The sequence below is a fragment of the Pseudomonas sp. 05N36 genome, assembly GCF_056397385.1.
This window is the reverse complement of record NZ_JBFTNH010000028.1, coordinates 1-23,240: the sequence shown is the minus strand read 5'-3', so window position 1 is coordinate 23,240 and position 23,240 is coordinate 1. Positions and strand designations below refer to the sequence as shown.

Below are 23,240 nucleotides of genomic sequence, written 5' to 3'. Positions count from 1 at the left end.
GTTTTACCGGTACAACCATCTGTGTATTTTCAGCTTGAAACGGTTCGTTTGAGGTTTCGGTTCTACAGCAACGGTGCCAGATAATCGCTCCAGGTCTGGACCGCCAGCCGATTGCGCAACAGGTCGTTGCGCACCTCGATCAGCACCGAGTCGATGCCACGGGCGTCGCCGTGAACCGGCACCGTCATGTCGCTCGCCGGATTGATTTTGTAGGGCTGATTGCCAGCGACCCGCAGTGGATGCCTGGCCAACCCGTCGATCAGCCGGTTCGCATACTCCTCGGCCTGCCCGTACAGCACTCCGGCTTCCAGCGCTCGAGGCTGGCCGAAGTAGATCGGCGTGAAGCTATGAATGCCCACCACCCGCACCGTGCGGCCCTCGGCCACGCGGGCATCGATCAGTTCGCCAAGGCGTGTATGAAACGGCGTGAACAGGCATTGGCGTCGGTAGTCGCGGGTCGCTTCGTCGAGGTTCTGATTGCCCGGCACCAGGTAAATTTCGCTCTTGGCCGGGATGCTGTCCGGGGCCTGCAACGGACGGTTGAGGTCGATCAGCAGACGCGAGTAGTTGGCTGCCAGCAGGGTTGCGCCGAGGGCTTTGGACAGGCTCTCGGCGAGCGCCAGCGCGCCGATGTCCCAGGCAATGTGCTCGTGCGCAGCATCGTCGCTCAATCCCAGATCGTTCAAGGCCGTCGGGATGTAGCGGCTGGCATGTTCACACACCAGAATCAGCGGGTGCTCGGACGCTTCCCGGCTCAGGCTGTAAGCCGGCTCGGTGTAGAGCCCGAACTCGGCGGACTCAGTAGAGGCGTGCATAGTGCTCACACAGTTGGGCGGGCGACAGGTGTTGGGTCAAGGCGAGTTCCTCGGTTTTGACGGCGAAGTAGGTGTCGAGCAAAGCGCTTGGCAAGGCTTCAAGCAAGGCCTCGCTGCCCCGCAAGTGGCTCAGGGCCTGCGCGAGTGACGCGGGCAGGGCGACGATGCCGCGGCGCTGGCGTTGTTCTTCGTTCAGCGAATCCGGGACTTCATCGGTGATCGCGTTTAATGCCAGGCGTTGCTCGATGCCCAGTCGGCCGGCAATCAGCACGGCGGCCAGCGCCAGATGCGGGGAGGCCGTGGCGTCCATGGCGCGGAATTCGAGGTTGTATTGCGCGGCTTCGGATTTGCCGCCCAGGCTCACGGTCGGGCAGATCCGCAGCGAGGCTTCGCGGTTGCGTTGGCCCAGGCACGCATATGACGCGCTCCAGTGATGCGGTTGCAGGCGCTCATAGGAAATCGGAGTCGGTGCGGTCAACGCGCAGAGGGCCGGCAAGTAGTGCAACACGCCTGCGGACCAGTGCTGGCCGAGGGTCGACAGGCCATTGGCGGTCCCGGCGTCATACAACACCGGATCGCCGGACAGGTCGTGCAGGCTCAGGTGCAGGTGCACGCCGTTGCATACCGCGTGCTCGGACGTCTTGGGCGCAAAGCTCAGGTTCAGGCCCATTTGCCGGGCGATCTCACGGGTGATCTCGCGCACATTGACCGCGCGGTCGGCTGCCGCGACGCCCTGGGTTGGCCGGCAGGTGATTTCGTATTGGTGTTTGCCATATTCGGGCAGGAACATTTCCGGCTCGACCCCGCCTGCGCGCAAGGCGCTGAGCAGCCAGCCGCCGAACGCTGCGCCCTGACGCTGGGCCTCCAGCGAAAACGCCAGATGCTCGGCCTGGGCGCTGTCGGTGGTGAGGTTGAATTCGTGCTCGAAGGCCGAAGTGATCCGCAGCCCCAGTTCATCGTGGTAACGCTGTACTTCGTTGCGCAGCAGCGTCCGCGGGCAGGCCGCCCATGGACGGCCATCGGTTTCACAAATGTCGCCATGGATAAAATCCAGGGCCGGCGCACTGGCATCGGGACCGTTGCCGACCGTCACCCGGCTGGCCAGGTCGGGGATCAGCCGCAAGTCACCGTAGGCACCCCACGGATTGCTGGAGGCGATGATGTCTTGCGGGGTCAGCGCGCTGTTGGCCGGGACCCAACCGCAACCGGCGGTCTTGTAGTGTTCGAGTTCATCGGTCGGAAACGACCGGCCGCGGGTCACGCCGATCAGGTCTGTGGTGACGATGGTGGTCATGGCCACGGGCGCCAGGGGCTCACCGCTGTTGGCGCGGCTCATGCCTGCAACGCCTGTAAACGGTCGAGCACGGTTTGGGTGTCGCTGATCCAGCAATAGCCCTTGATCGCGTTCAGGCACGCCAGATGGCGTTGCTCGGTGTAGGTCGCGCAGGCGTCTTCGACCAACGTCACCAGATAGCCACGGTCAGCCGCATCGCGCACGGCCATGTCGACGCACTGGTCGGTGACGATGCCGGCGATGATCAGATGGCGGGTTTGCAGGTTGCGCAGCACGTAGTCGATGTTGGTCGAGTTGAAGACCCCGGAGGAGGTCTTGGGCAAGACGATTTCGTTTTCGGCCGGTGTCAGTTCTTCAATGATGGCGGCGTGCGGGCTACCTTTTGGCAGGTGCATGTCCGACAGCTTGTGGTCCAGCGAGCGGTCGCGACCGTCGGCGGTGAGGCTTTCGATGAGCGTGTGCAGAACGTTCTGCCGAGCCGTGCGCATGGCGGCCAACAGCCTGAGCTGGTTGGGAATCACCTGCTGGCGGGTGCGCTCGAGGAAATACCTGGCGTCAGGCCCTTGCAGGTGCGGGTCGAACTGCGGCTCTAGCCAGGCGCGTTGCATGTCCACCAACAGCAGCGCGGTGTGGTCGGTGGCAAACGGCAGGTCGCGGGGCGAGTGATGGGGGAGCATAAACATCCTTATTTTTCCTCCAGCAGGTGAGTGGTGAATTCGCTTCGTAGTGCGTCGATGCCTTCCAGTCGCTCGGCAAGATCGGGGCAACGCGGCGTCAGGCAGGCAATCAAGGCTTCGACCTGGGCCAGTGCCGGCACCAGGGTGTCGAAGGCCGACGCCGAGTCCACGGGTGCGGTAATCACCACATCCGCCATCTCGCGCAGCGGCGAGGCGTAGATGTCGGTGAACAACACGACACGCGCATGCCGGTTCTTGGCCGCGCTGGCAACGCGCAGTGCCTGGGATTGATAGCGTCGATAGTCGAACAGCAGCACCACGTCCTGGCGTTGCACATCGAACAGCCGATCCGGCAGTTGTGCGTTGTCTTCCAGGGCAAAGCAGCCTGCACGCAACAGGCGTAGATGATTGAGCAGGTAGTGGGCGAGGAAGCTGCTGAAGCGTCCGCCGAAGCAATGCACCTGATGCCGTGTGTCCAGCAGCCACTCCACCAGAATGCGCACATCTTCGGGTTGGGTCAGGGCCTGGGTTTCGAGCAGGGCGCGGTGACTGTCCGCCAGATAATGGGTCCAGGCATCGTCTTGCTTGAGGTGCGAACGCGGTTGCAACAGCGCGCTGGGCGAGCGCAGCCGGTGATCCATGTCGCTGAGGAGCGCGTCCTGGAAATCGGCATAACCACCGAAGCCGAGCTTTTTCACCAGGCGCACGATGGTCGGATCGCTGACGCCGGCATGCTCGGCCAGGCGCGACATCGGGCCCAGCCCGTTACGCGGGTACTGGTCCAGCAATGCACGTATGACTTTGCGTTCCGACGGTGTGAGGTCCAGGCCGGGATCGGTGATCCGGTCTCTGAGTGGGGGCATCCGAGCTCCTGCTAGAGGGGGGTGTCGCTTTTATTTCATAATCCGTTAAATCAGTATTTATGTAATTTATGCTACATGTCTAGTGAATTTTTTCATGTGCCTGAAAAGCACTAAAGTGGGGCGAAAGTCTTGTCCGACAAGGCCTGCGTAGGTTTCGCCTGATGTTGTACGCTAGTGCATTAGTTCGTGTAGGAAATTGGCGCGCTTTTCTACGGATAAGCCGTTAGACACGATGACGCACAGTGAGGTGAAGCCATCCATGAAGCAGCTACTGGTCATTGGCATCGGTGCCGGCAATCCCGAATACATCACGATGCAGGCGGTCAATGCGTTGAACCGGGTCGATGTGTTCTTTCTGATGGACAAGGGGCAGAGCAAGGACAAGCTGATCGACCTGCGGCGGGAAATCTGCGAGCGCTATATCACCGATCCGGCTTATCGCTTCGTCGAGGCCCACAGCCCCGAGCGGGTGCGTGGCGATGTGGACTACAACGCCAGCGTTGTCGATCTGAACCGCGACAAGCAACAGATCTTCGAGCGCTTGATCAATGAAGAGATGACGGACGACGAGTGTGCGGCGTTTCTGGTGTGGGGCGATCCGGCGTTGTACGACAGCACCCTGCGGATCTTGCAGGCGATCCTCGAGTCCGGTCGTTGTACCTTCGACGTCGAGGTGATTCCCGGCATCAGCAGCGTCCAGGCCCTGGCGGCGCGGCACAAGGTGCCGTTGAACCGCATTGGGCGCTCGGTTGAAATCACCACCGGCCGCCGACTGGCTGCGGGCCAGGTCAGCGAGGCTGACAGCCTGGTGGTGATGCTCGATGCAGAAGATTCCTACCGGCAGGTGGCCGATCAGGAGCAGCAGATTTACTGGGGCGCCTACCTTGGTACGCCAGATGAAATTCTCATTTCCGGCAAGCTCAAAGACGTTGCGCAAGAGATAACGCGGGTCAGGAAAGCCGCGCGGTTGGCCAACGGCTGGATCATGGACACCTATTTATTGCGCAAGCCTGAATCGCCAGAGTGAGCGCGGATTTCAGTAAACCCAGACTTCCACCCGGCGATTCTTGATCCGTCCTTCATCGGCGCTGTTGGCCGCCACCGGCATTTCGGCTCCGAAGCCACGAATCTCGCGAAACACCACACCACTTTTCACCAGCTCGCGGCGCACCGCCATGGAACGCAGCCTCGATAGCAGGGCGGCCCGCTGCGAGTCGGTCTTGGCGTCGCCGAAGCCAACCAGTGTCACCTGTTTGTTCAGCTTGTCGTGCTGCTTTAAATAGTCGAGCACCCGCGACAGGTCCTGCCGGGCCTTGTTGTCCAGGCTGGCGCTGCCTTCTTCGAAGCGAAAATTCACGCTGAGTCGTTTTGCGTGTTCGATGATTGCCCGGTAGCCGTCAGGCATCTGCGGGCTCGGTGCAACGTTCATGGCTTGCACGGTCTGCGCGATAAAACCATTGGCGGCAACAATCGCCTGACCCTGGCTGCTCTGTGTGAATTTCACCAACGCGTCGGCCCAGGGGTTCTGGCCATCAGGCGGCAAATAGAAATACAACCGGCGCGACAGTGGATAGTCCTCGGTGGCGATCAGGCTGTTGAGCGGCAACATGGGTTGCGAGTCGCCATCGACAATCGCCACGGCCTTGGCCTGACGCACGTAAGGCAAGCCGATGAAGCCAATGCCTTGCGGGTCCTGGCTGACCGCATCGGACAGCTGCTCGCTGGATTCGAAGCGTTTTGCCGAACCGGCCAGCGCTTTTGCGCGATGGCTCAGCACCAGTTCCTTGAAGGTGTCATAGGTGCCCGAATGGTCATCCCGGGCGTAAAGGTTTACCGGGCCACCGGTGCCGCCGAGTTCTTCCCAGGTTTTCACTTCACCGCTGAAAATCCGCGCCAGTTGTTCGGTGTTCAGTTGGGTCAGCGGGTTTTGCGGATGCAGGATGATTGCCAGGCCATCGATGGCGATGACTTGCTCGGCGTTCGGGCTTTTCAGGTCGCCGAGGGTTTCGAGGTCGACCAGTTCGCTGTCCTTGATCGGACGCGAAGACGCCGCCAGGTCGGCACTGGCGTTTTTCAGTGCGGCGAACCCGGTGCTGGAGCCGTGGGCGGCGATGTCCACGACCACCCGTCGACCTTGGGCCGTCTGGCCGACAATCTGCTGTTCGTTGTCTCTGTCCGAGACTTCGCTATGAACCTTCAGCAGCCCTTGCTCCAGTAACAACCCTTTGACCAGCGCCGGACCCAGGGCCGCACCGATGGTGTTGGAGCCTTGAATGCGCAGGGCAGGGCCGCGCTCGGGTATCGGCAGCTCAGCGGCGGTGGCAGAGAGTGGAAGCAAACCGCAGAGCAGCAGCGGTAACAGGACGCGCAGCATCGAGCCGACACCTTTCAAGGTCACAGGAAGTGTCGGGAGAATAAGACAGAGAGGTTGCCGAAATATGACGGTATTCAATGTAGGAGTGAGCCTGCTCGCGATGAGGCTATGTCTGTCACATTAAAGGTGACTGACAGATTGCTATCGCGAGCAGGCTCGCTCCCACATTTGTCTGTGTTGATCTCTGGAAATCAGCTCAACTCAAGCCAGATCGGCGCATGGTCCGAAGGTTTTTCCATGCCGCGCAGTTCGTAGTCGACACCGGCGGCCTTGATCCGTGGCAACAGCCCTTGGGAGGCGAGGATCAAGTCGATGCGCAGGCCGCGCTTGGGCTCGTCTTCAAAGCCGCGGCTGCGGTAGTCGAACCAGCTGAAGCGATCTGTCACGTCCGGGTTCAGGTGGCGGAAGCTGTCCACCAGGCCCCAGTTCTTCAAACGGGCCATCCACTCGCGCTCTTCCGGCAAGAAGCTGCATTTGCCGGTTTTCAGCCAGCGCTTCATGTTGTCCGGGCCGATGCCGATGTCGCAGTCTTCCGGGGAAATGTTCACATCACCCATCACCACCAGCGGCTGGTCATTGCTGAACTGGGTTTCGAGCAGCGTCTGCAAGTCGTTGTAGAAGCGCTCCTTGGCCGGGAACTTGGTCGGGTGGTCGCGGCTTTCACCCTGTGGGAAATAGCCGTTCATGATCGTCACCGGTACGCCGTTGGCATCGGCGAACGTGCCCCAGATGAAGCGGCGCTGGGCGTCTTCTTCATCGCTGGCAAAGCCTTTGTGCAACGCGAGCGGTGCCTGGCGCGACATAAGGGCGACGCCGTAATGACCTTTCTGGCCGTGGAAGCTCACGTGATAACCCAGCGCCTCAAGCTCGGCGAGCGGGAACTGGACGTCATCGACCTTGGTTTCCTGCAAGCCGATGACGTCCGGCTGGTGCTTCTCGATCAGTGCCGCCAGTTGATGGGGGCGGGCGCGCAGGCCATTGATGTTGAACGAGACGATCTTCATGGTCGGCAGTCCTGGCAAAAGTGCGATGCTAGCTGACATGTAGGAAGGGAGCCAGCGTGGCAGTAGGGCAGATGCACTGCTAATGTCCTTTAGTGTGGGAACGATCACCGTTGCACCGGGTTCGTACTTATAAGAACGGGGCCATTTTAGCCCCGCTCAGGGGAGATAGACCGTCATGCCTGAAACCTCAACTGCCATCGCTGACGTTCATCCGCTCGACAGTGGCTATTCGCACGAAGCTCGCTCCTTGCTGTACCACGCCTATCGACATGAGCCGGTCTTCAAGTACCTGTTCGAGGCCGAACGCCCTGGCTATGAACACCGGGTGCGGGCCACGATACGGGAACTGGTCGAACAGCATTTTGTGCAGGAATTGCCGGCGATCGGTCTGCTGCTCAATGACCGGCTGATCGGCATTGCACTGATCGCGCCGCCGCAACGTCGTCTGGGCATTACCGAAAGCTGGGCCTGGCGCCTGCGGATGGTGCTGAGCGCCGGGTTGCGTTGCACCCGGCGTTATCTGGAGTATCACGCGGCGGTGGCGGCCTGCCTGCCATCGGACTCAGTACATGTCTTGCCGTTGCTGGGGATTCATCCGGAGTTTCAAGGCCGGCACTTCGGCGAGCAGTTGCTCGCAGCCGTGCATAACTGGTGCGCCGTCGACGAGCATTCCCAAGGTGTAGTACTCGACACTGGGAATCCGCGTTATCTGGAGTTCTATAAGCGTCAGGGTTATGAAGAAATTGGCGAAGTTGCTGTAGGGCCTGTTCTCGAGCACGTTTTTTTCCATGCCAATCCGCAGGTGTTACATAGCGCAACAGGTTAAGGTCGAAGTTTTGTTCAGATTGTTCGCTCTATCACGCCCCTACGCTCGTGATAGCATCCCCGCTTATGAAGTTTCCAGGAAGATTTACCAGCGGTTTGCTCGTGCTGTTCAGCAGCGTAGCGGCCCTGGCGCAAAGTGAATTGGACGTCAGGATCAAACCGTCCAACGATGAACTGAAGGCCAATATAGAGGGCTATATCGGCGGCCTTGGCGATCGCGACGAGGAAGCCTTGTTGCGCTTTCGGCGTGGCGCCGAAGAGCAAGCCCGCAAGGCTGCCCAGGCCTTGGGTTATTACCAGCCCCATATAGAAAGCGAAGTCAAAAACGGTAAGTCGCCAACGTTGGTGTTGAACATCGACCCCGGCGAACCGGTGCATTTGCGCAACGTGACCATTCGTGTCGACGGCCCGGCCGCCAGCCTCAAATCCTTTCGTGTACCCAAGAGCGACCTGCTCAAATCCGGTGCTGTGCTTAATCACGGCCATTACGAAGACGCCAAGCGGCTGATCCAGAATCAGGCTTCGCGTTTCGGCTTTTTCAGTGGGCGCTTTACCAGCCAGAAACTGTTGGTTGACCCTCGGGCCGGTGTCGCCGACATCGAGCTGATTTACGACAGTGGCCCGCGTTATGCCTTGGGCAAGGTCAGTTTTACTGGCGATACGCCGTTCGACGAAGACCTGCTGCAACGCATGGTGCCGTTCAAGAGCGGGGCGCCGTATGACTCCGAACTGATCGCTGAACTCAATCAGGCGTTGCAAACGAGCGGCTACTTCGACGCGGTGCGGGTGGATGCGGCGCCGACTGCTGCGGCCAACGACGTGATTCCGGTGGCGGTCAAACTCGACACGCGCAAACCGCGGACCATGGGCCTGGGGCTGGGCTTTTCGACTGACGTCGGGCCGCGGGCCAAGGCCAACTGGACCCGGCACTGGGTCAATGCCGAAGGCCACAGTTATGGCTGGGAAGCGGAGGTCTCGGCGCCGCGGCAGAACGTCGGCCTCTGGTACGACGTGCCACTGGACCCGCCACTTACCGACAAACTGCGCTTTGCCGGTGGTTATCAAAATGAAGAACTGGCCAACACCGACAGCCTGAGCAAATTGCTGACCGTGGGCCCTGAATGGCACAGCAAATTGCCCAGCGGCTGGCAGCGGGTGATTTCGTTGAAATGGCAGCGTGAGGAATACCGCCTGGGCGACGATTCGGGCCTGAGTACCTTGCTGATGCCCGGCATCAGTTATTCCTATCTGCGCAGTGACAACCGCATCGACCCGCACAACGGTTACCGCTTGCAGTTCGAGAGCAAGGTGGCCAAGCAAGGGGTGGGTTCGGACAACAACGTGGTGTATGGCACTGCATTGGTCAAAGGCATCACCACGGTGTGGGACAACCATCGGTTCCTCGCTCGCGCACAGCTCGGTGGCAGTGCCACCAATGGCTATCGAACCATTCCGCCGTCATTGCGCTTCTTTGCCGGTGGCGATCAGAGCGTGCGCGGTTACGACTATCAGAGTTTGTCCCCGGAAAACTCCGCCGGCGAGCGCGTGGGTGGGCGCTACATGGTGGCTGGCAGCGTCGAGTATCAATATTCCATCGCCGAAAAATGGCGGATCGCAACCTTTGTCGATCAGGGCAACTCGTTTAACACGCTGGACCTGCCGAGCCTCAAGACCGGGGTCGGCGTTGGCGTGCGCTGGGTTTCGCCGGTCGGGCCGATCCGCCTCGATCTGGCCCATGCACTGGATGATCCCGGTGGTATTCGTTTGCACTTTTCCATGGGGCCTGAGCTGTGAAGCGTGGTTTGAAAATAGCGCTGCTGGCAATGCTCTCGCTGGTGGCGTTGCTGTTGCTGAGCATCGGCGCCTTGCTCGGTACACAAGCGGGCAGCCGTTGGACGCTGGGCCAGGTGCCGGGTTTGAGCGTGGAGAATTTCCAGGGTCGCCTGGGCGGCCAATGGAGTGCCGATCATCTGCTCTGGCAGCAGACGGGCAGTCGGGTCGAGCTGAACAAGCCGGTGTTTGCCTGGTCGCCACTGTGCCTGTTGCGCATGACCCTGTGCATCGAGCAATTGAAAGCTGACCAAGTCATTCTGCAATTTGCCCCGAGCAGCGAAGCCAGCAGCGGACCGATCAGCCTGCCCGAGTTGAAATTGCCGGTGGCGATCCAGTTGGGCGAGGTGCAGATCGGCAGCCTGTTGCTCAACGGCAGCGAGCAGCTCAAAGACCTGCAACTGGCCGCGCACTGGACGGCCAAGGGCTTGCAGATCGACTCCGTACACCTGCAACACGACGACCTCAGCCTGGATTTGTCCGGGCTGCTGCAACCGACCGGCAACTGGCCGCTCAGCGCCGAAGGCAAACTGACCTTGCCGGCACCGGGTAAAGCCCCCTGGGCACTGGCGCTGAAAGTCGACGGCGATTTGCTGAAAACCCTGAACCTGCGCGCCGATAGCAGCGGTTACCTGCAAGGTCAACTGACGGGCGAGTTGCAACCACTGATGGAAAACCTGCCGGCCAAGGTGCGGATTACCGCCGATGGCTTCAAGGCCAGTGCGGATTTGCCGGACACCTTGCAGCTCAATCAGCTGGAACTGACCGGCAACGGTGACCTGAAAAACGGGTACCAGTTGCTCGGCAAAGCGACATTGCCGGCCGAGCAGGGCCCGGTCGCGTTGCTGCTGCAAGGCAAGGTCGATGCCAAAGGCGCGCAGATCGCCGGGCTTGACCTGAGCGCCAACGACACGCAAAACCTCAAGCTGAGCGGCCAGCTCGATTGGTCCGAGGGCTTCAGTGCCGAGGCGAAAATCGATTGGCTGGACTTCCCGTGGCATCGGCTGTACCCGCTGATCGCCGAACCCCAGGTGGCGCTGCGCAGCTTCAATGGTGAAGTGTCCTACCGCGACGGCAACTACCTGGGCAACTTCAAGGCAGCGCTGGATGGTCCGGCCGGGGCGTTCAGCCTGAGCAGTCCGTTCAGCGGCGACCTGACGAAAATCTTCCTGCCGGAACTCAAACTGGCGGCCGGGCAGGGTAAGGCCGAAGGGCATTTGAACCTGCAGTTCGCCGACGGCATTGCCTGGGACACGGCGCTGGACCTGTCGGCGATCAACCCGGCGTACTGGCTGGCGGAGCTGCCGGGAACCCTGGCCGGTCCGTTGCGCAGCAAGGGTGAAATGAAAGATCAACACCTGAGCCTCAACGCTGACCTCGACCTCAAGGGCAAGCTGCGCGGTCAGCCGGCCGTCTTGCAAGCCAAGGCCGATGGCGCGGGTGAGCGCTGGAACCTCAGCGCGCTGCACATTCGTCTGGGTGACAACCGCATCGATGGCAGCGGCAGCCTGCAACAGAAACTCGCCGGCCAGATCGACATCAAGGCACCACGTCTCGGCCAGCTCTGGCCGCAGTTGCGCGGTCAGCTCAACGGTCGGGTCGACGTCGCCGGCAACCTCCAGGCACCGCAAGGCAAAGTCAGCCTGCAAGGCGTGCAATTGGCGTTCGACGACAATCGCCTGCAAAGCCTGAACCTCGACGCCAGTCTCGACAGCGCGCAACGGGCGAAGATCGACCTCAAGGGTAGCGGCATTCAGGCCGGCGACACCCAACTGGGCACGCTGACCGCCAACGGCCAGGGCGATATCAAAAACCAGAAGCTGCAACTGGACCTGCTGGGTCCGCAACTGAAACTGGCACTGGGCCTCGACGGCAATCTGGATAAAGGCAATTGGCGCGGCCGTTTGGCCAGTGGCGACATTCAGGCCGGCGGCCAGGACTGGAAGCTGCAAAACCCGGCAAAAATCGAACGTCTGGCCGACGGCAAACTGACCTTCGGCGCCCATTGCTGGATGTCCGGGCAGGCCAGCCTGTGCGGCGAAGATCAGCGCCTGATGCCCGAGCCGAAGCTGCGTTACCACCTCAAGCAGTTCCCGATCGACAGCCTCGCGCAATGGCTGCCGAAAGACTTCGCCTGGCACGGCAAGCTCAATGCCGATGTGCAACTCGACCTGCCGGCCAGCGGCCCGAAAGGCCAGATCATGGTTGATGCCAGCGGCGGCACGCTGCGGATGAAGGAAAAGGACCAGTGGCTGGATTTCCCTTACCAGACGCTGAAACTGACCAGCACCCTGAACCCGAAACGCATCGACACGCAGCTCGACTTTGTCGGTGGCAAGCTGGGCGAACTGATGGTGCAGGCGCAGATCAATCCGCTGCCCAAGAACAAGCCCTTGAGCGGCTCGTTTCGTCTGAGCGGTCTGGACCTGTCGGTGGCGCGACCGTTTGTGCCGATGGTCGAGAAACTCACCGGGCGCTTGAATGGCAGTGGCAGTTTGTCGGGCGGGCTGCTGGCGCCTCAGGTCAATGGCAACCTGACCCTCAGCGACGGTGAAATCTCTGGCCCACAGCTGCCGACGCGTTTCGAGGCGTTGCAGCTTCAGGCGCAGATTGCCGGCGAGAGCGTGCAGCTCAACGGCGGCTGGAAAAGCGGCAAGGCCGGGCAGGGCAGCTTGAGCGGGCATGTTGCCTGGGGCCAGGCGTTGGTGGTGGATCTAAACCTCAAAGGCACGCAACTGCCGGTCACGGTCGAGCCGTACGCCGCGCTGGAAGTGGCGCCGGACCTGAAAATCTCGATCAACAACGACAAACTGGCGGTTGTCGGCAAGGTGCAGGTGCCCAAGGGCGAAATCACCGTGCGTGAGTTGCCGCCGTCGACGGTCAAGGTCTCCGATGACACGGTGATCGTCGGTCACCAGACCGAAGCGGGCAAACCGCCGATGGCCATGGCAATGGACATCGATGTGGTGGTGGGTGAGGACAAGCTCAGCTTTGCCGGGTTCGGCCTGACAGCGAACCTGCAAGGTCATGTGCACATCGGTGACAACATGGACACCCGCGGCGAGCTCTGGCTCAACGATGGCCGTTATCGTGCGTACGGCCAGCGCCTGACGGTACGGCGTGCGCGGCTGTTGTTTGCCGGGCCCATCGATCAGCCGTATCTGGACATCGAAGCGGTGCGCCAGACCGACGACGTGATCGCCGGTATTCGCCTGAGCGGCAGCGCCGAGCAGCCGACCACGCAGATCTTCTCGGAACCGGCGATGAGCCAGGAACAGGCATTGTCCTATCTGGTGCTCGGGCGTCCGCTGACCAGCAACGGCGAAGACAACAACATGCTCGCTCAAGCCGCGCTGGGACTGGGCTTGATGGGCAGTTCCGATCTGACCGGCAGTCTGGCCAAGGATCTGGGCATCCAGGACTTCCAGCTCGACACCCAGGGCAGCGGCACCACCACCAGCGTGGTGGCCAGCGGCAACCTCTCCGAGAAACTCAGTTTGCGTTACGGCGTCGGCGTATTCGAGCCGGCCAACACCATCGCCTTGCGCTACAAGCTGAGCAAAATGGTCTACCTGGAAGCCGCCAGCGGCATCGCCAGTTCGCTGGATATCTTCTACAAGCGGGATTTCTAAACCCCGTTCTTCCAAATACACCGAGTCGCTCCAATCGCGAGCAGGCTCGCTCCCACAGGGATCACGCTGAACCTGTGGGAGCGAGCCTGCTCGCGATGGCCGCGCCATGGTCGTCGATCCGAAGCGCCTCTCCTCGCCATTTATCAGCTAATTACAAAGCTACCTAACTATTACGTTGACATTCGCTGCCTAGGCAGTAATATCTCGACATACATTCGCTGCCTAGGCAGCTAACGGGTGGTCAGATGAAGCATTTCAAACCAGACGATTTTCACAATTGCCATCTCGGTCTCTTGCTCGGGCGCGCCGCGCTGCTCAAGGACCGGATCATCGATACGCACATGGAACCCCATGGCATCACCGCCGCGCAGTTCAAGGTGCTGATCATCATGGCCCAGTTCGGTGTCGATACACCGGCCGAGCTGTGCCGGCACCTGTCGCTGGACAGCGGATCGATGACCCGCATGCTCGATCGTCTGGAACAGAAGGGTTTTCTTTCCCGCCAACGCAGCGAAGGCGACCGCCGTCAGGTGCAACTGGTGCTGACCGAGGAAGGCCAGAAGCTGGCTGACCGCCTGCCGCATATCGGTGCCGAGGCGATGAACGAACTGGCAGGCGCCATCACGCCAGAAGAGTTGAAAACCCTGGAGCAGATCCTGAAGAAAATTTTGCTGGCGGCCGGTGACTCGATCACCTTGCTGCGGGTAGGTGACAAATGAGCAGTAAAACCTTGCGTACTCGCGTCAGCCTGGTGCTGTTGGCCATGAGCCTGGCCGGGTGTGCCAGCTACAGCGGCCTGAACACCCAAGGCGTGAGCCTCGATGCGAAAAACCTCAAGGCCGGGCAGTCCCTCAACGGCGTCACCCTGTCGCCCGCGGCCTGGCCAAAAAGCGACTGGTGGAAAAGCCTTGGCGACCCGCAGCTCGACGGCCTGATCCGCGAAGCCCTGCACGACAGCCCGGACATGCAGATCGCCGACGCCCGTGCCCACCAGGCCAGCGCCGCCGCTTATGCCGCCGATGCCGCGCGGATGCCGACCCTCGATGCCAGCGCCAGCGTCAGCCGCTCACGCCTGGCGCGTGACAAGGACCCGACCGGAGCGGGGGGCAACTACGCCACGGTGCGCAGTATCGGTGCCAGCTTCAATTACACCTTCGACCTTTGGGGCGGTCAGCGTGCGAACTGGGAAGCGGCGCTGGGCCAGGCTCGCGCGGCTGAAGTCGATCAGCAAGCCGCGCAACTGACCTTGTCGGCCGACGTCGCCCGCGCCTACAGCAACCTTGGGCAGGCCCATATCGTTTATGACCTGGCTAACGACGACCTCAAGCGCACCCGGCAAATGCTTGATCTGAGCAAGCGCCGGCTGAGCTCCGGCATCGACAGCCAATACCAGTACCAGCAAACCGAAAGCCTGGAAGCCAGCTCCGAAGCGACGTTGATCGACGCCGAAAAGACCCTGCAGAGCGCGAAAATCGCCCTGGCTGTGTTGCTCGGCAAAGGTCCGGATCGCGGTAACGAGATTGCCCGGCCGAAAATCCTTCAGGCCAGCGCCGTGGCGTTGCCGTCGACACTGCCGGCCGAGTTGCTCGGTCGTCGCCCGGACCTGATCGCCGCACGCTGGCGGGTCGAGGCGGCGAGCAAAAGCATCGACGCGGGCAAGACAAAGTTCTACCCGAACCTCAACCTGAGCGCAGCCGCCGGCACCGAATCGTTGTTGGGTGACGCTCTGTTCGGTTCGGCGAGTCGCTTCTTCAACATTATGCCGACCGTGTCGTTGCCGATCTTCGATGGCGGTCGCTTGCGCGCCAACCTCGATGCACGCGACGCCGACTACGACCTCGCCGTTGCGCAGTACAACAAGACGCTGGTGAAAGCCTTGGGCGATGTCAGCGACACGATTTCCCAGTTGCGTGACATCGGCCGGCAGATCGGTGCGCAGCAACACGCCACCGATATCGCCCAGGATTCATACAACACGGTGGTCCAGCGTTACGGTTCCGGCATCGGTAACTACCTGGACGTGCTCAGCATCGAGCAGCAATTGCTCCAGGCCCAGCGCCAGCTGGCGAACCTGAATGCCGAGCAGATCGATCTGTCGATTCAACTGATGCAGGCACTGGGCGGCGGATTTCAAGCCGACACCCTGGCCGCGGCCAGCCCATCCCCAGCGCCTGCCACGCTGAATCAATAATTCAAGGTACTTGTCATGGCCACTATCGAAAACAACCCAACGCCTGAAAGCGCCCAAGACGCGGGCAATCCAGGCAAACGCAAATTCATGCTGCTGGTGCTGACGGTCCTGGTGATTGTTGGCTGTCTCGGTGTCTGGGGCTGGCACGAACTCTACGGACGCTGGAGCGAAAGCACCGACGATGCCTACGTCAACGGCAACGTGGTGGAAATCACGCCGCTGGTCACCGGCACGGTTGTCAGCATCGGCGCAGACGATGGCGATCTGGTCCACGAAGGCCAGGTGCTGGTCAACTTCGACCCGAACGACGCGCAAGTCGGCCTGCAAAGTGCACAAGCCAATCTGGCCCGCACCGTGCGCCAGGTGCGCGGCCTGTACAGCAATGTTGATGGCATGAAAGCCCAGGTCAACGCCCAGAAAGCTGAAGTGCAGAAGGCTCAGGACAACTTCAATCGCCGGAAGAATCTGGCGGCGGGCGGGGCGATTTCCCAGGAAGAACTGTCCCACGCACGGGATGACCTGACCTCGGCGCAAAACGCCCTGGCCAACGCGCAGCAGCAACTCGCCACTACCAGCGCGCTGGTCGATGACACGGTGGTTTCGTCCCACCCGGACGTCCAGGCCGCTGCTGCGCAAGTGCGTCAGGCTTACCTGGCCAACGCCCGCAGCACACTGATCGCGCCGGTCACCGGTTATGTGGCCAAGCGCACCGTACAGCTGGGCCAACGGGTTCAGCCGGGGACTGCGCTGATGGCGGTGATCCCGCTGAATCAACTGTGGATCGACGCCAACTTCAAGGAAACCCAGTTGCGTGACATGCGCATCGGTCAGCCGGTGGACATCGAAGCCGACCTCTATGGCAGCGAAGTGAAATACAACGGCACCATCGACAGCCTGGGCGCCGGGACCGGTAGCGCGTTTGCCTTGCTGCCGGCGCAAAACGCCACCGGTAACTGGATCAAGATCGTTCAGCGGGTGCCGGTGCGGATTCACATCAACGCCGAGCAACTGGCCGCCCATCCGTTGCGTGTTGGCCTGTCGACGATGGTCAACGTCAACCTGCATGACCAGAGCGGTCCAGTGCTGGCGCAGCAATCGCCACAAAAGGCTTCGTTCAGCACCAACATCTACGACCGTCAGTTGGCCGAGGCCGACGCGATGATCACTCGCTTGATCCACGACAACAGCTCACTGGCGGCCAAAACCGCTCAACGCTGATTCGCCAATCCCTCAGCTGCGGCCGTAACGGTCGCAGTGACTGCCTCGTTTCAAAGGATTCGCGATGAGTACTAACGCGTCTTTCAAGCCGCCCAGCCTGGTGCTCAGCACCATTGGCCTGTCGTTGGCGACCTTCATGCAGGTGCTCGACACCACCATTGCCAACGTGGCCTTGCCGACTATTTCCGGCAACCTGGGCGTGAGTTCGGAGCAGGGCACCTGGGTCATCACCTCGTTCGCCGTGAGCAACGCCATTGCGCTGCCGCTGACCGGTTGGCTGAGCCGGCGTTTTGGCGAAGTGAAACTGTTTCTGTGGGCGACCATCCTGTTCGTGTTGGCATCGTTCCTCTGCGGTATCTCGACCTCGATGCCCGAGCTGGTCGGCTTCCGGGTGGTGCAAGGGTTGGTGGCAGGGCCGTTGTACCCGATGACCCAGACGCTGCTGATTGCGGTTTATCCGCCAGCGAGACGGGGGATGGCTTTGGCATTGCTGGCGATGGTCACGGTGGTGGCGCCGATTGCCGGCCCCATACTCGGTGGCTGGATTACCGACAGTTATAGCTGGCCGTGGATTTTCTTCATCAACGTGCCGATTGGCGTGTTCGCGGTGATGGTGGTCAAGCAGCAGCTCAAGGAACGTCCGGTGGTGATCAGTCGCCAGCCGATGGACTACATCGGCCTGTTGACCTTGATCATTGGCGTCGGCGCGCTGCAGATCATCCTCGACAAAGGTAATGACCTGGACTGGTTCGAGTCGAACTTCATCATTATCGGTGCGGCTATTTCGGCGATTGCGCTGGCCGTGTTCGTGATCTGGGAGATGACCGACAAGCACCCGGTGGTGAATCTGCGGCTGTTTGCCTATCGCAACTTCCGCATCGGCACCATCGTGTTGGTCCTGGGTTACGCCGGGTTCTTTGGCATCAACCTGATTCTGCCGCAGTGGCTGCAAACCCAGATGGGCTACACCGCGACCTGGGCCGGCTTGGCGGTGGCGCCGATCGGGATTCTGCCAGTGCTGATGTCGCCCTTTGTCGGCAAGTACGCGCACCGGTTCGACCTGCGGCTGCTGGCCGGGCTGGCGTTCCTGGCGATTGGCCTGAGCTGCTTCATGCGCGCCGGCTTCAACAATGAAGTGGACGTCCAGCACGTGGCACTGGTGCAACTGTTCATGGGGATTGGTGTGGCGCTGTTCTTCATGCCGACCCTGAGCATTCTGATGTCGGACCTGCCACCGCATCAGATCGCCGACGGCGCGGGGCTGGCGACATTCCTGCGGACCCTGGGCGGTAGTTTTGCGGCATCGCTGACCACCTGGATCTGGATCCGTCGCGCCGATCAGCATCACGCTTACCTGAGTGAAAGCCTCAGCACGTTCGATTCGGCAACCCGGGACACGCTGAATACGCTGGGCGGGGCGGGCAATCCGGCGTATGCGCAGCTCGATCACCTGCTGACCAGCCAGGCGTACATGCTCTCCACCGTGGATTACTTCACGCTGCTGGGCTGGGGCTTTATGGGCTTGATTCTGCTGGTGTGGCTGGCCAAGCCGCCGTTTGCGGCGAAGGCGGGGCCGGAGGCGAGCGGACATTGAGTCAAACACATTCCCTGTGGGAGCGAGCCTGCTCGCGAAAGCGGTGGATCAGTCAACAAAGATGTTGAGTTTGAACCCGCCATCGCGAGCAGGCTCGCTCCCACATTGGGTTTGTGTTTGACCGTTAGTTGCCGGGAGCTGCCAGTTGTGGCGGCGGTGCGAAGTCAAACGCCGCCAGCTGAAACCCCTGCTCATCCACCTGCAACGCCCACCCCTGGCGATCCCAGTCCCCCAGCACAATGCGCTTGGCCGCTTGCTCGCCAATCTGCAATTTGTGGATGGCGGGGCGGTGGGTGTGGCCGTGAATCAGGGTTTTCACCCCGTACTGCTGCATGATCCGCGGGATTTCCTCGGGGGTCACATCGACGATGTCGTTGGCTTTCATCCGGGTTTGCGCGCGGCTTTCGCTGCGCAGCTTGCGCGCCAGTTTGCGGCGGGTGCGCAGCGGCAGATGGCGCAGGATGAACAAGCTGATGGGGTTGCGCAGATAACGGCGCAGTTTCATGTAGCTTTCGTCGCGGGTACACAGGCTGTCGCCGTGCATCAACAGCACCGGCTCACCTGCAAGTTGCACGACACTCGGATCCTTGAGCAAGGTGCAGCTGGCTGCTTTGCAGAAGGCCTTGCCGAGCAGGAAGTCGCGATTGCCGTGCATCAGGAATATCGCCGTGCCGCTGTCGCTAAGTTCGCGCATGGCCTGGCAGATGGAGCGTTGGAAGGGGCTCATGGCGTCGTCGCCAATCCACACCTCGAAAAAGTCGCCGAGAATGTACAACGCTTGCGCCGAACGGGCGCGGGTGGCGAGCAAATCCAGAAACGCCCGGGTAATGTCCGGGCGTTCCTCTTCCAGATGTAAATCTGAAATCAGCAATATCACTCAATGATCTCGGCTTTCTCGATGATCACGTCGTCTGCTGGTACGTCCTGGTGGCCGGACTTCATGGTGGTCGAAACACCTTTGATCTTGTCGACAACGTCAGTACCGGCGGTCACTTTACCGAACACGGCATAACCCCAACCCTGAACGTTCTTGCCGCTGTGGTTGAGGAAGCTGTTGTCGGCGACGTTGATGAAGAACTGCGCGGAAGCCGAATGCGGCTCCATGGTGCGAGCCATGGCAACGGTGTACTTGTCGTTGGAAAGACCGTTGTCAGCTTCGTTCTGGATGCTTGGGCGCTTGTCTTTCTTTTCCTTCATGCCTGGCTCGAAACCGCCACCCTGGATCATGAAGTTGCCGATAACACGGTGGAAAATGGTGTTTTCGTAGTGGCCGACCTTAACATACTCGATGAAGTTGGCCACGGTGATCGGGGCTTTCTCGGCGTTCAGTTCCAGGACGATGTCGCCGTGGTTGGTGGTCAGTTTGACTTGAGTCATGATTACTACTCTATTCAAGGAATTCGTGGCTTTCGGGGCGCTGCGTGATGCGTGCGAGCCCATACCTGTCTGGCGAAAAATCACCAAGGTGCGCAGTTTAGCGCGATGGCCGCGAATTTCGAGGCTGTTTTTCAAATCAGGTGCATTAAACGCACCTGTTTTAGGGCCTGCTCTGTCAGGCGCTTGACCGCATCGGCTATGATAGCGGCTTTGTTTTGTCAGGCCTCCATGAAGGCCACGCACTTGTACGTTCAAGGATCCTATGAGCAAGCCCACTGTCGACCCTACCTCGAATTCCAAGACTGGCCCTGCCGTGCCGGTCAACTTCCTGCGGCCGATCATCCAGGCAGACCTGGACTCGGGCAAGCACACGCAGATCGTCACCCGTTTTCCGCCTGAGCCCAACGGCTACCTGCACATCGGTCACGCCAAGTCGATCTGTGTGAACTTCGGCCTGGCCCAGGAGTTCGGTGGCGTGACGCACCTGCGTTTCGACGACACCAACCCGGCCAAGGAAGACCAGGAATACATCGACGCCATCGAAAGCGACGTCAAGTGGCTGGGCTTTGAGTGGTCCGGTGAAGTGCGCTATGCCTCGCAATATTTTGACCAGTTGCACCAGTGGGCGGTCGAGCTGATCAAGGCGGGCAAGGCCTACGTCGACGACCTGACCCCTGAACAAGCCAAGGAATACCGCGGCAGCCTGACCGAGCCGGGCAAGAACAGCCCGTTCCGCGACCGCTCGGTTGAGGAAAACCTCGACCTGTTCGCCCGCATGAAGGCCGGCGAGTTCAAGGACGGCGCACGCGTGCTGCGGGCCAAGATCGACATGGCCTCGCCGAACATGAACCTGCGCGACCCGATCATGTACCGCATCCGTCATGCCCATCACCACCAGACCGGTGACAAGTGGTGCATTTACCCGAACTACGACTTCACTCACGGTCAGTCGGACGCCATCGAAGGCATCACTCATTCGATCTGCACCCTTGAGTTCGAAAGCCATCGTCCGCTGTACGACTGGTTCCTCGACAACCTGCCAGTCCCGGCGCACCCGCGTCAGTACGAGTTCAGCCGTCTGAACCTGAACTACACCATCACCAGCAAGCGCAAGCTCAAGCAACTGGTCGATGAAAAGCACGTCAATGGCTGGGACGATCCGCGCATGTCCACGCTGTCGGGTTTCCGTCGTCGTGGCTACACGCCGAAATCGATCCGCAACTTCTGCGAAATGATCGGCACCAACCGTTCCGACGGCGTGGTGGACTTCGGCATGCTCGAATTCAGCATCCGTGACGACCTTGACCACAGCGCCCCGCGCGCCATGTGCGTACTGCGTCCGCTGAAAGTCGTGATCACCAACTACCCGGAAGGTCAGGTCGAAAACCTCGAACTGGCGTGCCACCCGAAAGAAGACATGGGCGTGCGTGTTCTGCCATTCGCCCGTGAGATCTACATCGACCGTGAAGATTTCATGGAAGAGCCGCCGAAGGGCTACAAGCGCCTGGAGCCAGCCGGTGAAGTGCGCCTGCGCGGCAGCTACGTGATCCGTGCCGACGAAGCGATCAAGGACGCCGATGGCAACATCGTCGAACTGCGTTGCTCGTATGACCCGGACACCCTGGGCAAGAACCCTGAAGGCCGCAAGGTCAAAGGCGTGATCCACTGGGTGCCGGCCGCGGCCAGCGTCGAGTGCGAAGTGCGTCTGTACGATCGTCTGTTCCGTTCTCCGAACCCGGAGAAGGCCGAAGACAGCGCCAGTTTCCTGGACAACATCAACCCTGACTCACTGCAAGTCCTCACCGGTTGTCGTGCTGAACCCTCGTTGGGCAACGCACAGCCGGAAGACCGTTTCCAGTTCGAGCGCGAAGGTTACTTCGTCGCGGATATCAAGGACTCGAAACCGGGCGCTCCGGTATTCAACCGTACCGTGACCCTGCGTGATTCGTGGGGCCAGTGATCAAGTCTTAAGGAATAGTCGTGCTTACGATCTACAACACGCTCACCAAGAGCAAAGAAGTCTTCAAGCCGCTGGATGGCAACAAGGTGCGCATGTACGTCTGCGGGATGACCGTGTACGACTACTGCCACCTGGGCCACGGCCGCAGCATGGTCGCGTTCGACCTGGTGACCCGCTGGTTGCGGTTCAGCGGTTACGACCTGACCTACGTGCGCAACATCACCGACATCGATGACAAGATCATCAACCGCGCCCGTGAAAACGGCGAGTCGTTCGAAGCGTTGACCGAGCGCATGATCGCGGCAATGCACGAAGACGAGTCGCGCTTGAACATCCTCAAGCCGGACATGGAACCGCGCGCCACCGGCCACATTGCCGGCATGCACGCGATGATCCAGACCCTGATCGACAAGGGCTACGCCTACGCGCCGGGTAACGGCGACGTGTACTACCGCGTCGCCAAGTTCATGGGCTACGGTAAGCTGTCGCGCAAGAAAATCGAAGACCTGCGCATCGGCGCCCGCATCGAAGTCGACGAGTCGAAACAGGACCCGCTGGACTTCGTCTTGTGGAAAGCCGCCAAACCGGGTGAGCCGAGCTGGGAATCGCCATGGGGCGCCGGGCGTCCGGGCTGGCACATCGAGTGCTCGGTGATGTCGACCTGCTGCCTCGGTGAGACTTTCGATATTCATGGCGGCGGCAGCGACCTTGAGTTCCCGCACCACGAAAACGAAATCGCCCAGAGCGAAGCGGCCACCGGCAAGACCTACGCCAACGCGTGGATGCATTGCGGGATGATTCGCATCAATGGCGAGAAGATGTCCAAGTCCTTGAACAACTTCTTCACCATTCGCGACGTGCTCGACAAGTACCACCCGGAAGTCGTGCGTTACCTGCTGGTATCGAGCCACTATCGCAGCGCGATCAACTACTCGGAAGACAACCTCAAGGACGCCAAGGGCGCTCTGGAGCGTTTCTACCACGCGTTGAAAGGTCTGCCGACGGTCCCGGCCGCCGGTGGCGAAGCCTTTGTCGAACGTTTCACCCAGGTGATGAACGACGACTTCGGCACGCCGGAAGCCTGCGCGGTGCTGTTCGAGATGGTGCGTGAGATCAACCGTCTGCGTGAGAGCGATCTGAATGCAGCGGCAGGTCTGGCGGCGCGCCTGAAAGAACTGGCCAGCGTGCTCGGCGTGTTGCAGCTCGAAGCCGATGACTTCCTGCAAGCCGGCGCTGAAGGCCGGGTCGATGCAACAGAAGTCGAGGCGCTGATTCAGGCGCGCCTGACCGCCCGTGCCAACAAGGACTGGGCCGAGTCGGACCGCATCCGCGACCAGCTCACCGCCATGGGCGTGGTGCTGGAAGACGGCAAGGGCGGCACGACGTGGCGCCTGGCTGACTAAAGCCTGCTTGAGCTAAAAACAAAACCCGCCTTGTGCGGGTTTAATGAGATGGTCAGCCTGACCGAGAAGCCCTGCAGGTTTACGCTTGCAGGGCTTTTCTCGTTTTCGGCGGAGGATCTCTCATGAACACGATGACGCTTCTCGGTATCGACATTGGCAAACATAGCTTCCACCTGCATGGCC

The 23,240-nt window shown here is 60.8% G+C and carries 19 protein-coding genes; 10 read left to right on the top strand and 9 right to left on the bottom strand.

What is annotated here, in order from left to right:
* Window positions 1–62: 62 nt before the first annotated feature.
* The 4 genes from AC1DIH_RS26040 to AC1DIH_RS26025 are packed head-to-tail and all read right to left on the bottom strand — an operon-like array spanning window position 63 to window position 3,649.
* Window positions 63–815: an N-formylglutamate amidohydrolase gene (locus AC1DIH_RS26040; protein WP_477773816.1), complete on the bottom strand. Its 753-nt coding sequence runs from the start codon at window positions 813–815 to the stop codon at window positions 63–65.
* Window positions 799–2,151 (bottom strand): type I glutamate--ammonia ligase, encoded by a 1,353-nt coding sequence (locus AC1DIH_RS26035; RefSeq protein ID WP_477773815.1) that lies wholly within the window; start codon window positions 2,149–2,151, stop codon window positions 799–801. The genes AC1DIH_RS26040 and AC1DIH_RS26035 overlap by 17 nt, the downstream gene beginning before the upstream one ends.
* Window positions 2,148–2,792: a cysteine hydrolase family protein gene (locus AC1DIH_RS26030; RefSeq protein WP_477773814.1), complete on the bottom strand. Its 645-nt coding sequence runs from the start codon at window positions 2,790–2,792 to the stop codon at window positions 2,148–2,150. The genes AC1DIH_RS26035 and AC1DIH_RS26030 overlap by 4 nt, the downstream gene beginning before the upstream one ends.
* A gap of 2 nt (window positions 2,793–2,794) precedes the next feature.
* A complete protein-coding gene (locus tag AC1DIH_RS26025; RefSeq protein ID WP_477773813.1) occupies window positions 2,795–3,649 on the bottom strand; it encodes a MurR/RpiR family transcriptional regulator in 855 nt (284 codons plus the stop codon).
* Window positions 3,650–3,908: 259 nt separating this feature from the next.
* Here AC1DIH_RS26025 and cobF point away from each other — a divergent pair, with 259 nt between their 5' ends.
* Window positions 3,909–4,676: a precorrin-6A synthase (deacetylating) gene (gene cobF, locus AC1DIH_RS26020; protein ID WP_477773812.1), complete on the top strand. Its 768-nt coding sequence runs from the start codon at window positions 3,909–3,911 to the stop codon at window positions 4,674–4,676.
* 9 nt (window positions 4,677–4,685) lie between these two features.
* On the opposite strand, the gene AC1DIH_RS26015 is transcribed toward cobF, so the two are convergent.
* Complete coding sequence (locus tag AC1DIH_RS26015) at window positions 4,686–6,023, bottom strand: substrate-binding domain-containing protein (protein WP_477773811.1); 1,338 nt, start codon at window positions 6,021–6,023, stop codon at window positions 4,686–4,688.
* 191 nt (window positions 6,024–6,214) lie between these two features.
* Complete coding sequence (xthA, locus tag AC1DIH_RS26010; protein ID WP_427527368.1) at window positions 6,215–7,027, bottom strand: exodeoxyribonuclease III; 813 nt, start codon at window positions 7,025–7,027, stop codon at window positions 6,215–6,217.
* A 175-nt stretch (window positions 7,028–7,202) separates the two neighbouring features.
* Between xthA and AC1DIH_RS26005 the strand changes: the two genes are divergently transcribed.
* The 7 genes from AC1DIH_RS26005 (at window position 7,203) to AC1DIH_RS25975 (ending at window position 18,317) form a co-directional block, all read left to right on the top strand.
* Window positions 7,203–7,853: a GNAT family N-acetyltransferase gene (locus tag AC1DIH_RS26005; protein ID WP_477773810.1), complete on the top strand. Its 651-nt coding sequence runs from the start codon at window positions 7,203–7,205 to the stop codon at window positions 7,851–7,853.
* A gap of 65 nt (window positions 7,854–7,918) precedes the next feature.
* A complete protein-coding gene (locus tag AC1DIH_RS26000) occupies window positions 7,919–9,646 on the top strand; it encodes an autotransporter assembly complex protein TamA (protein ID WP_477773809.1) in 1,728 nt (575 codons plus the stop codon).
* The gene (locus AC1DIH_RS25995) at window positions 9,643–13,314 is read left to right on the top strand and encodes a translocation/assembly module TamB domain-containing protein (protein WP_477773808.1); all 3,672 of its coding nucleotides are present in this window, start codon (window positions 9,643–9,645) and stop codon (window positions 13,312–13,314) included. Before AC1DIH_RS26000 ends, AC1DIH_RS25995 begins: the two co-directional genes overlap by 4 nt.
* 245 nt (window positions 13,315–13,559) lie before the next feature.
* Entirely contained in the window at window positions 13,560–14,033 is a 474-nt protein-coding gene (locus tag AC1DIH_RS25990) for a MarR family winged helix-turn-helix transcriptional regulator (protein WP_427527361.1), read from the top strand.
* A complete protein-coding gene (locus AC1DIH_RS25985) occupies window positions 14,030–15,505 on the top strand; it encodes an efflux transporter outer membrane subunit (RefSeq protein WP_477773807.1) in 1,476 nt (491 codons plus the stop codon). Before AC1DIH_RS25990 ends, AC1DIH_RS25985 begins: the two co-directional genes overlap by 4 nt.
* Window positions 15,506–15,520: 15 nt before the next feature.
* Window positions 15,521–16,723 (top strand): EmrA/EmrK family multidrug efflux transporter periplasmic adaptor subunit, encoded by a 1,203-nt coding sequence (locus AC1DIH_RS25980; RefSeq protein ID WP_477773806.1) that lies wholly within the window; start codon window positions 15,521–15,523, stop codon window positions 16,721–16,723.
* A 64-nt stretch (window positions 16,724–16,787) separates the two neighbouring features.
* Window positions 16,788–18,317, top strand: a complete 1,530-nt coding sequence (locus AC1DIH_RS25975; protein ID WP_477766041.1) for a DHA2 family efflux MFS transporter permease subunit — start codon at window positions 16,788–16,790, stop codon at window positions 18,315–18,317.
* 124 nt (window positions 18,318–18,441) lie between these two features.
* Here AC1DIH_RS25975 and AC1DIH_RS25970 read toward each other — a convergent pair whose 3' ends face one another.
* Complete coding sequence (locus AC1DIH_RS25970; RefSeq protein WP_477773805.1) at window positions 18,442–19,194, bottom strand: UDP-2,3-diacylglucosamine diphosphatase; 753 nt, start codon at window positions 19,192–19,194, stop codon at window positions 18,442–18,444.
* Complete coding sequence (locus AC1DIH_RS25965) at window positions 19,191–19,694, bottom strand: peptidylprolyl isomerase (RefSeq protein ID WP_477773804.1); 504 nt, start codon at window positions 19,692–19,694, stop codon at window positions 19,191–19,193. Before AC1DIH_RS25965 ends, AC1DIH_RS25970 begins: the two co-directional genes overlap by 4 nt.
* Before the next feature lie 262 nt (window positions 19,695–19,956).
* Here AC1DIH_RS25965 and AC1DIH_RS25960 point away from each other — a divergent pair, with 262 nt between their 5' ends.
* Both AC1DIH_RS25960 and cysS read left to right on the top strand, forming a co-directional pair.
* Window positions 19,957–21,654, top strand: coding sequence for a glutamine--tRNA ligase/YqeY domain fusion protein (locus AC1DIH_RS25960; RefSeq protein WP_477773803.1), 1,698 nt, complete (start codon window positions 19,957–19,959; stop codon window positions 21,652–21,654).
* A 20-nt stretch (window positions 21,655–21,674) separates the two neighbouring features.
* A complete protein-coding gene (gene cysS / locus AC1DIH_RS25955; RefSeq protein ID WP_477773802.1) occupies window positions 21,675–23,057 on the top strand; it encodes a cysteine--tRNA ligase in 1,383 nt (460 codons plus the stop codon).
* On the opposite strand, the gene AC1DIH_RS25950 is transcribed toward cysS, so the two are convergent.
* On the bottom strand, window positions 23,054–23,240 hold a 187-nt coding region (locus AC1DIH_RS25950), incomplete at its 5' end, for a hypothetical protein (protein WP_477773801.1). The genes cysS and AC1DIH_RS25950 overlap by 4 nt on opposite strands.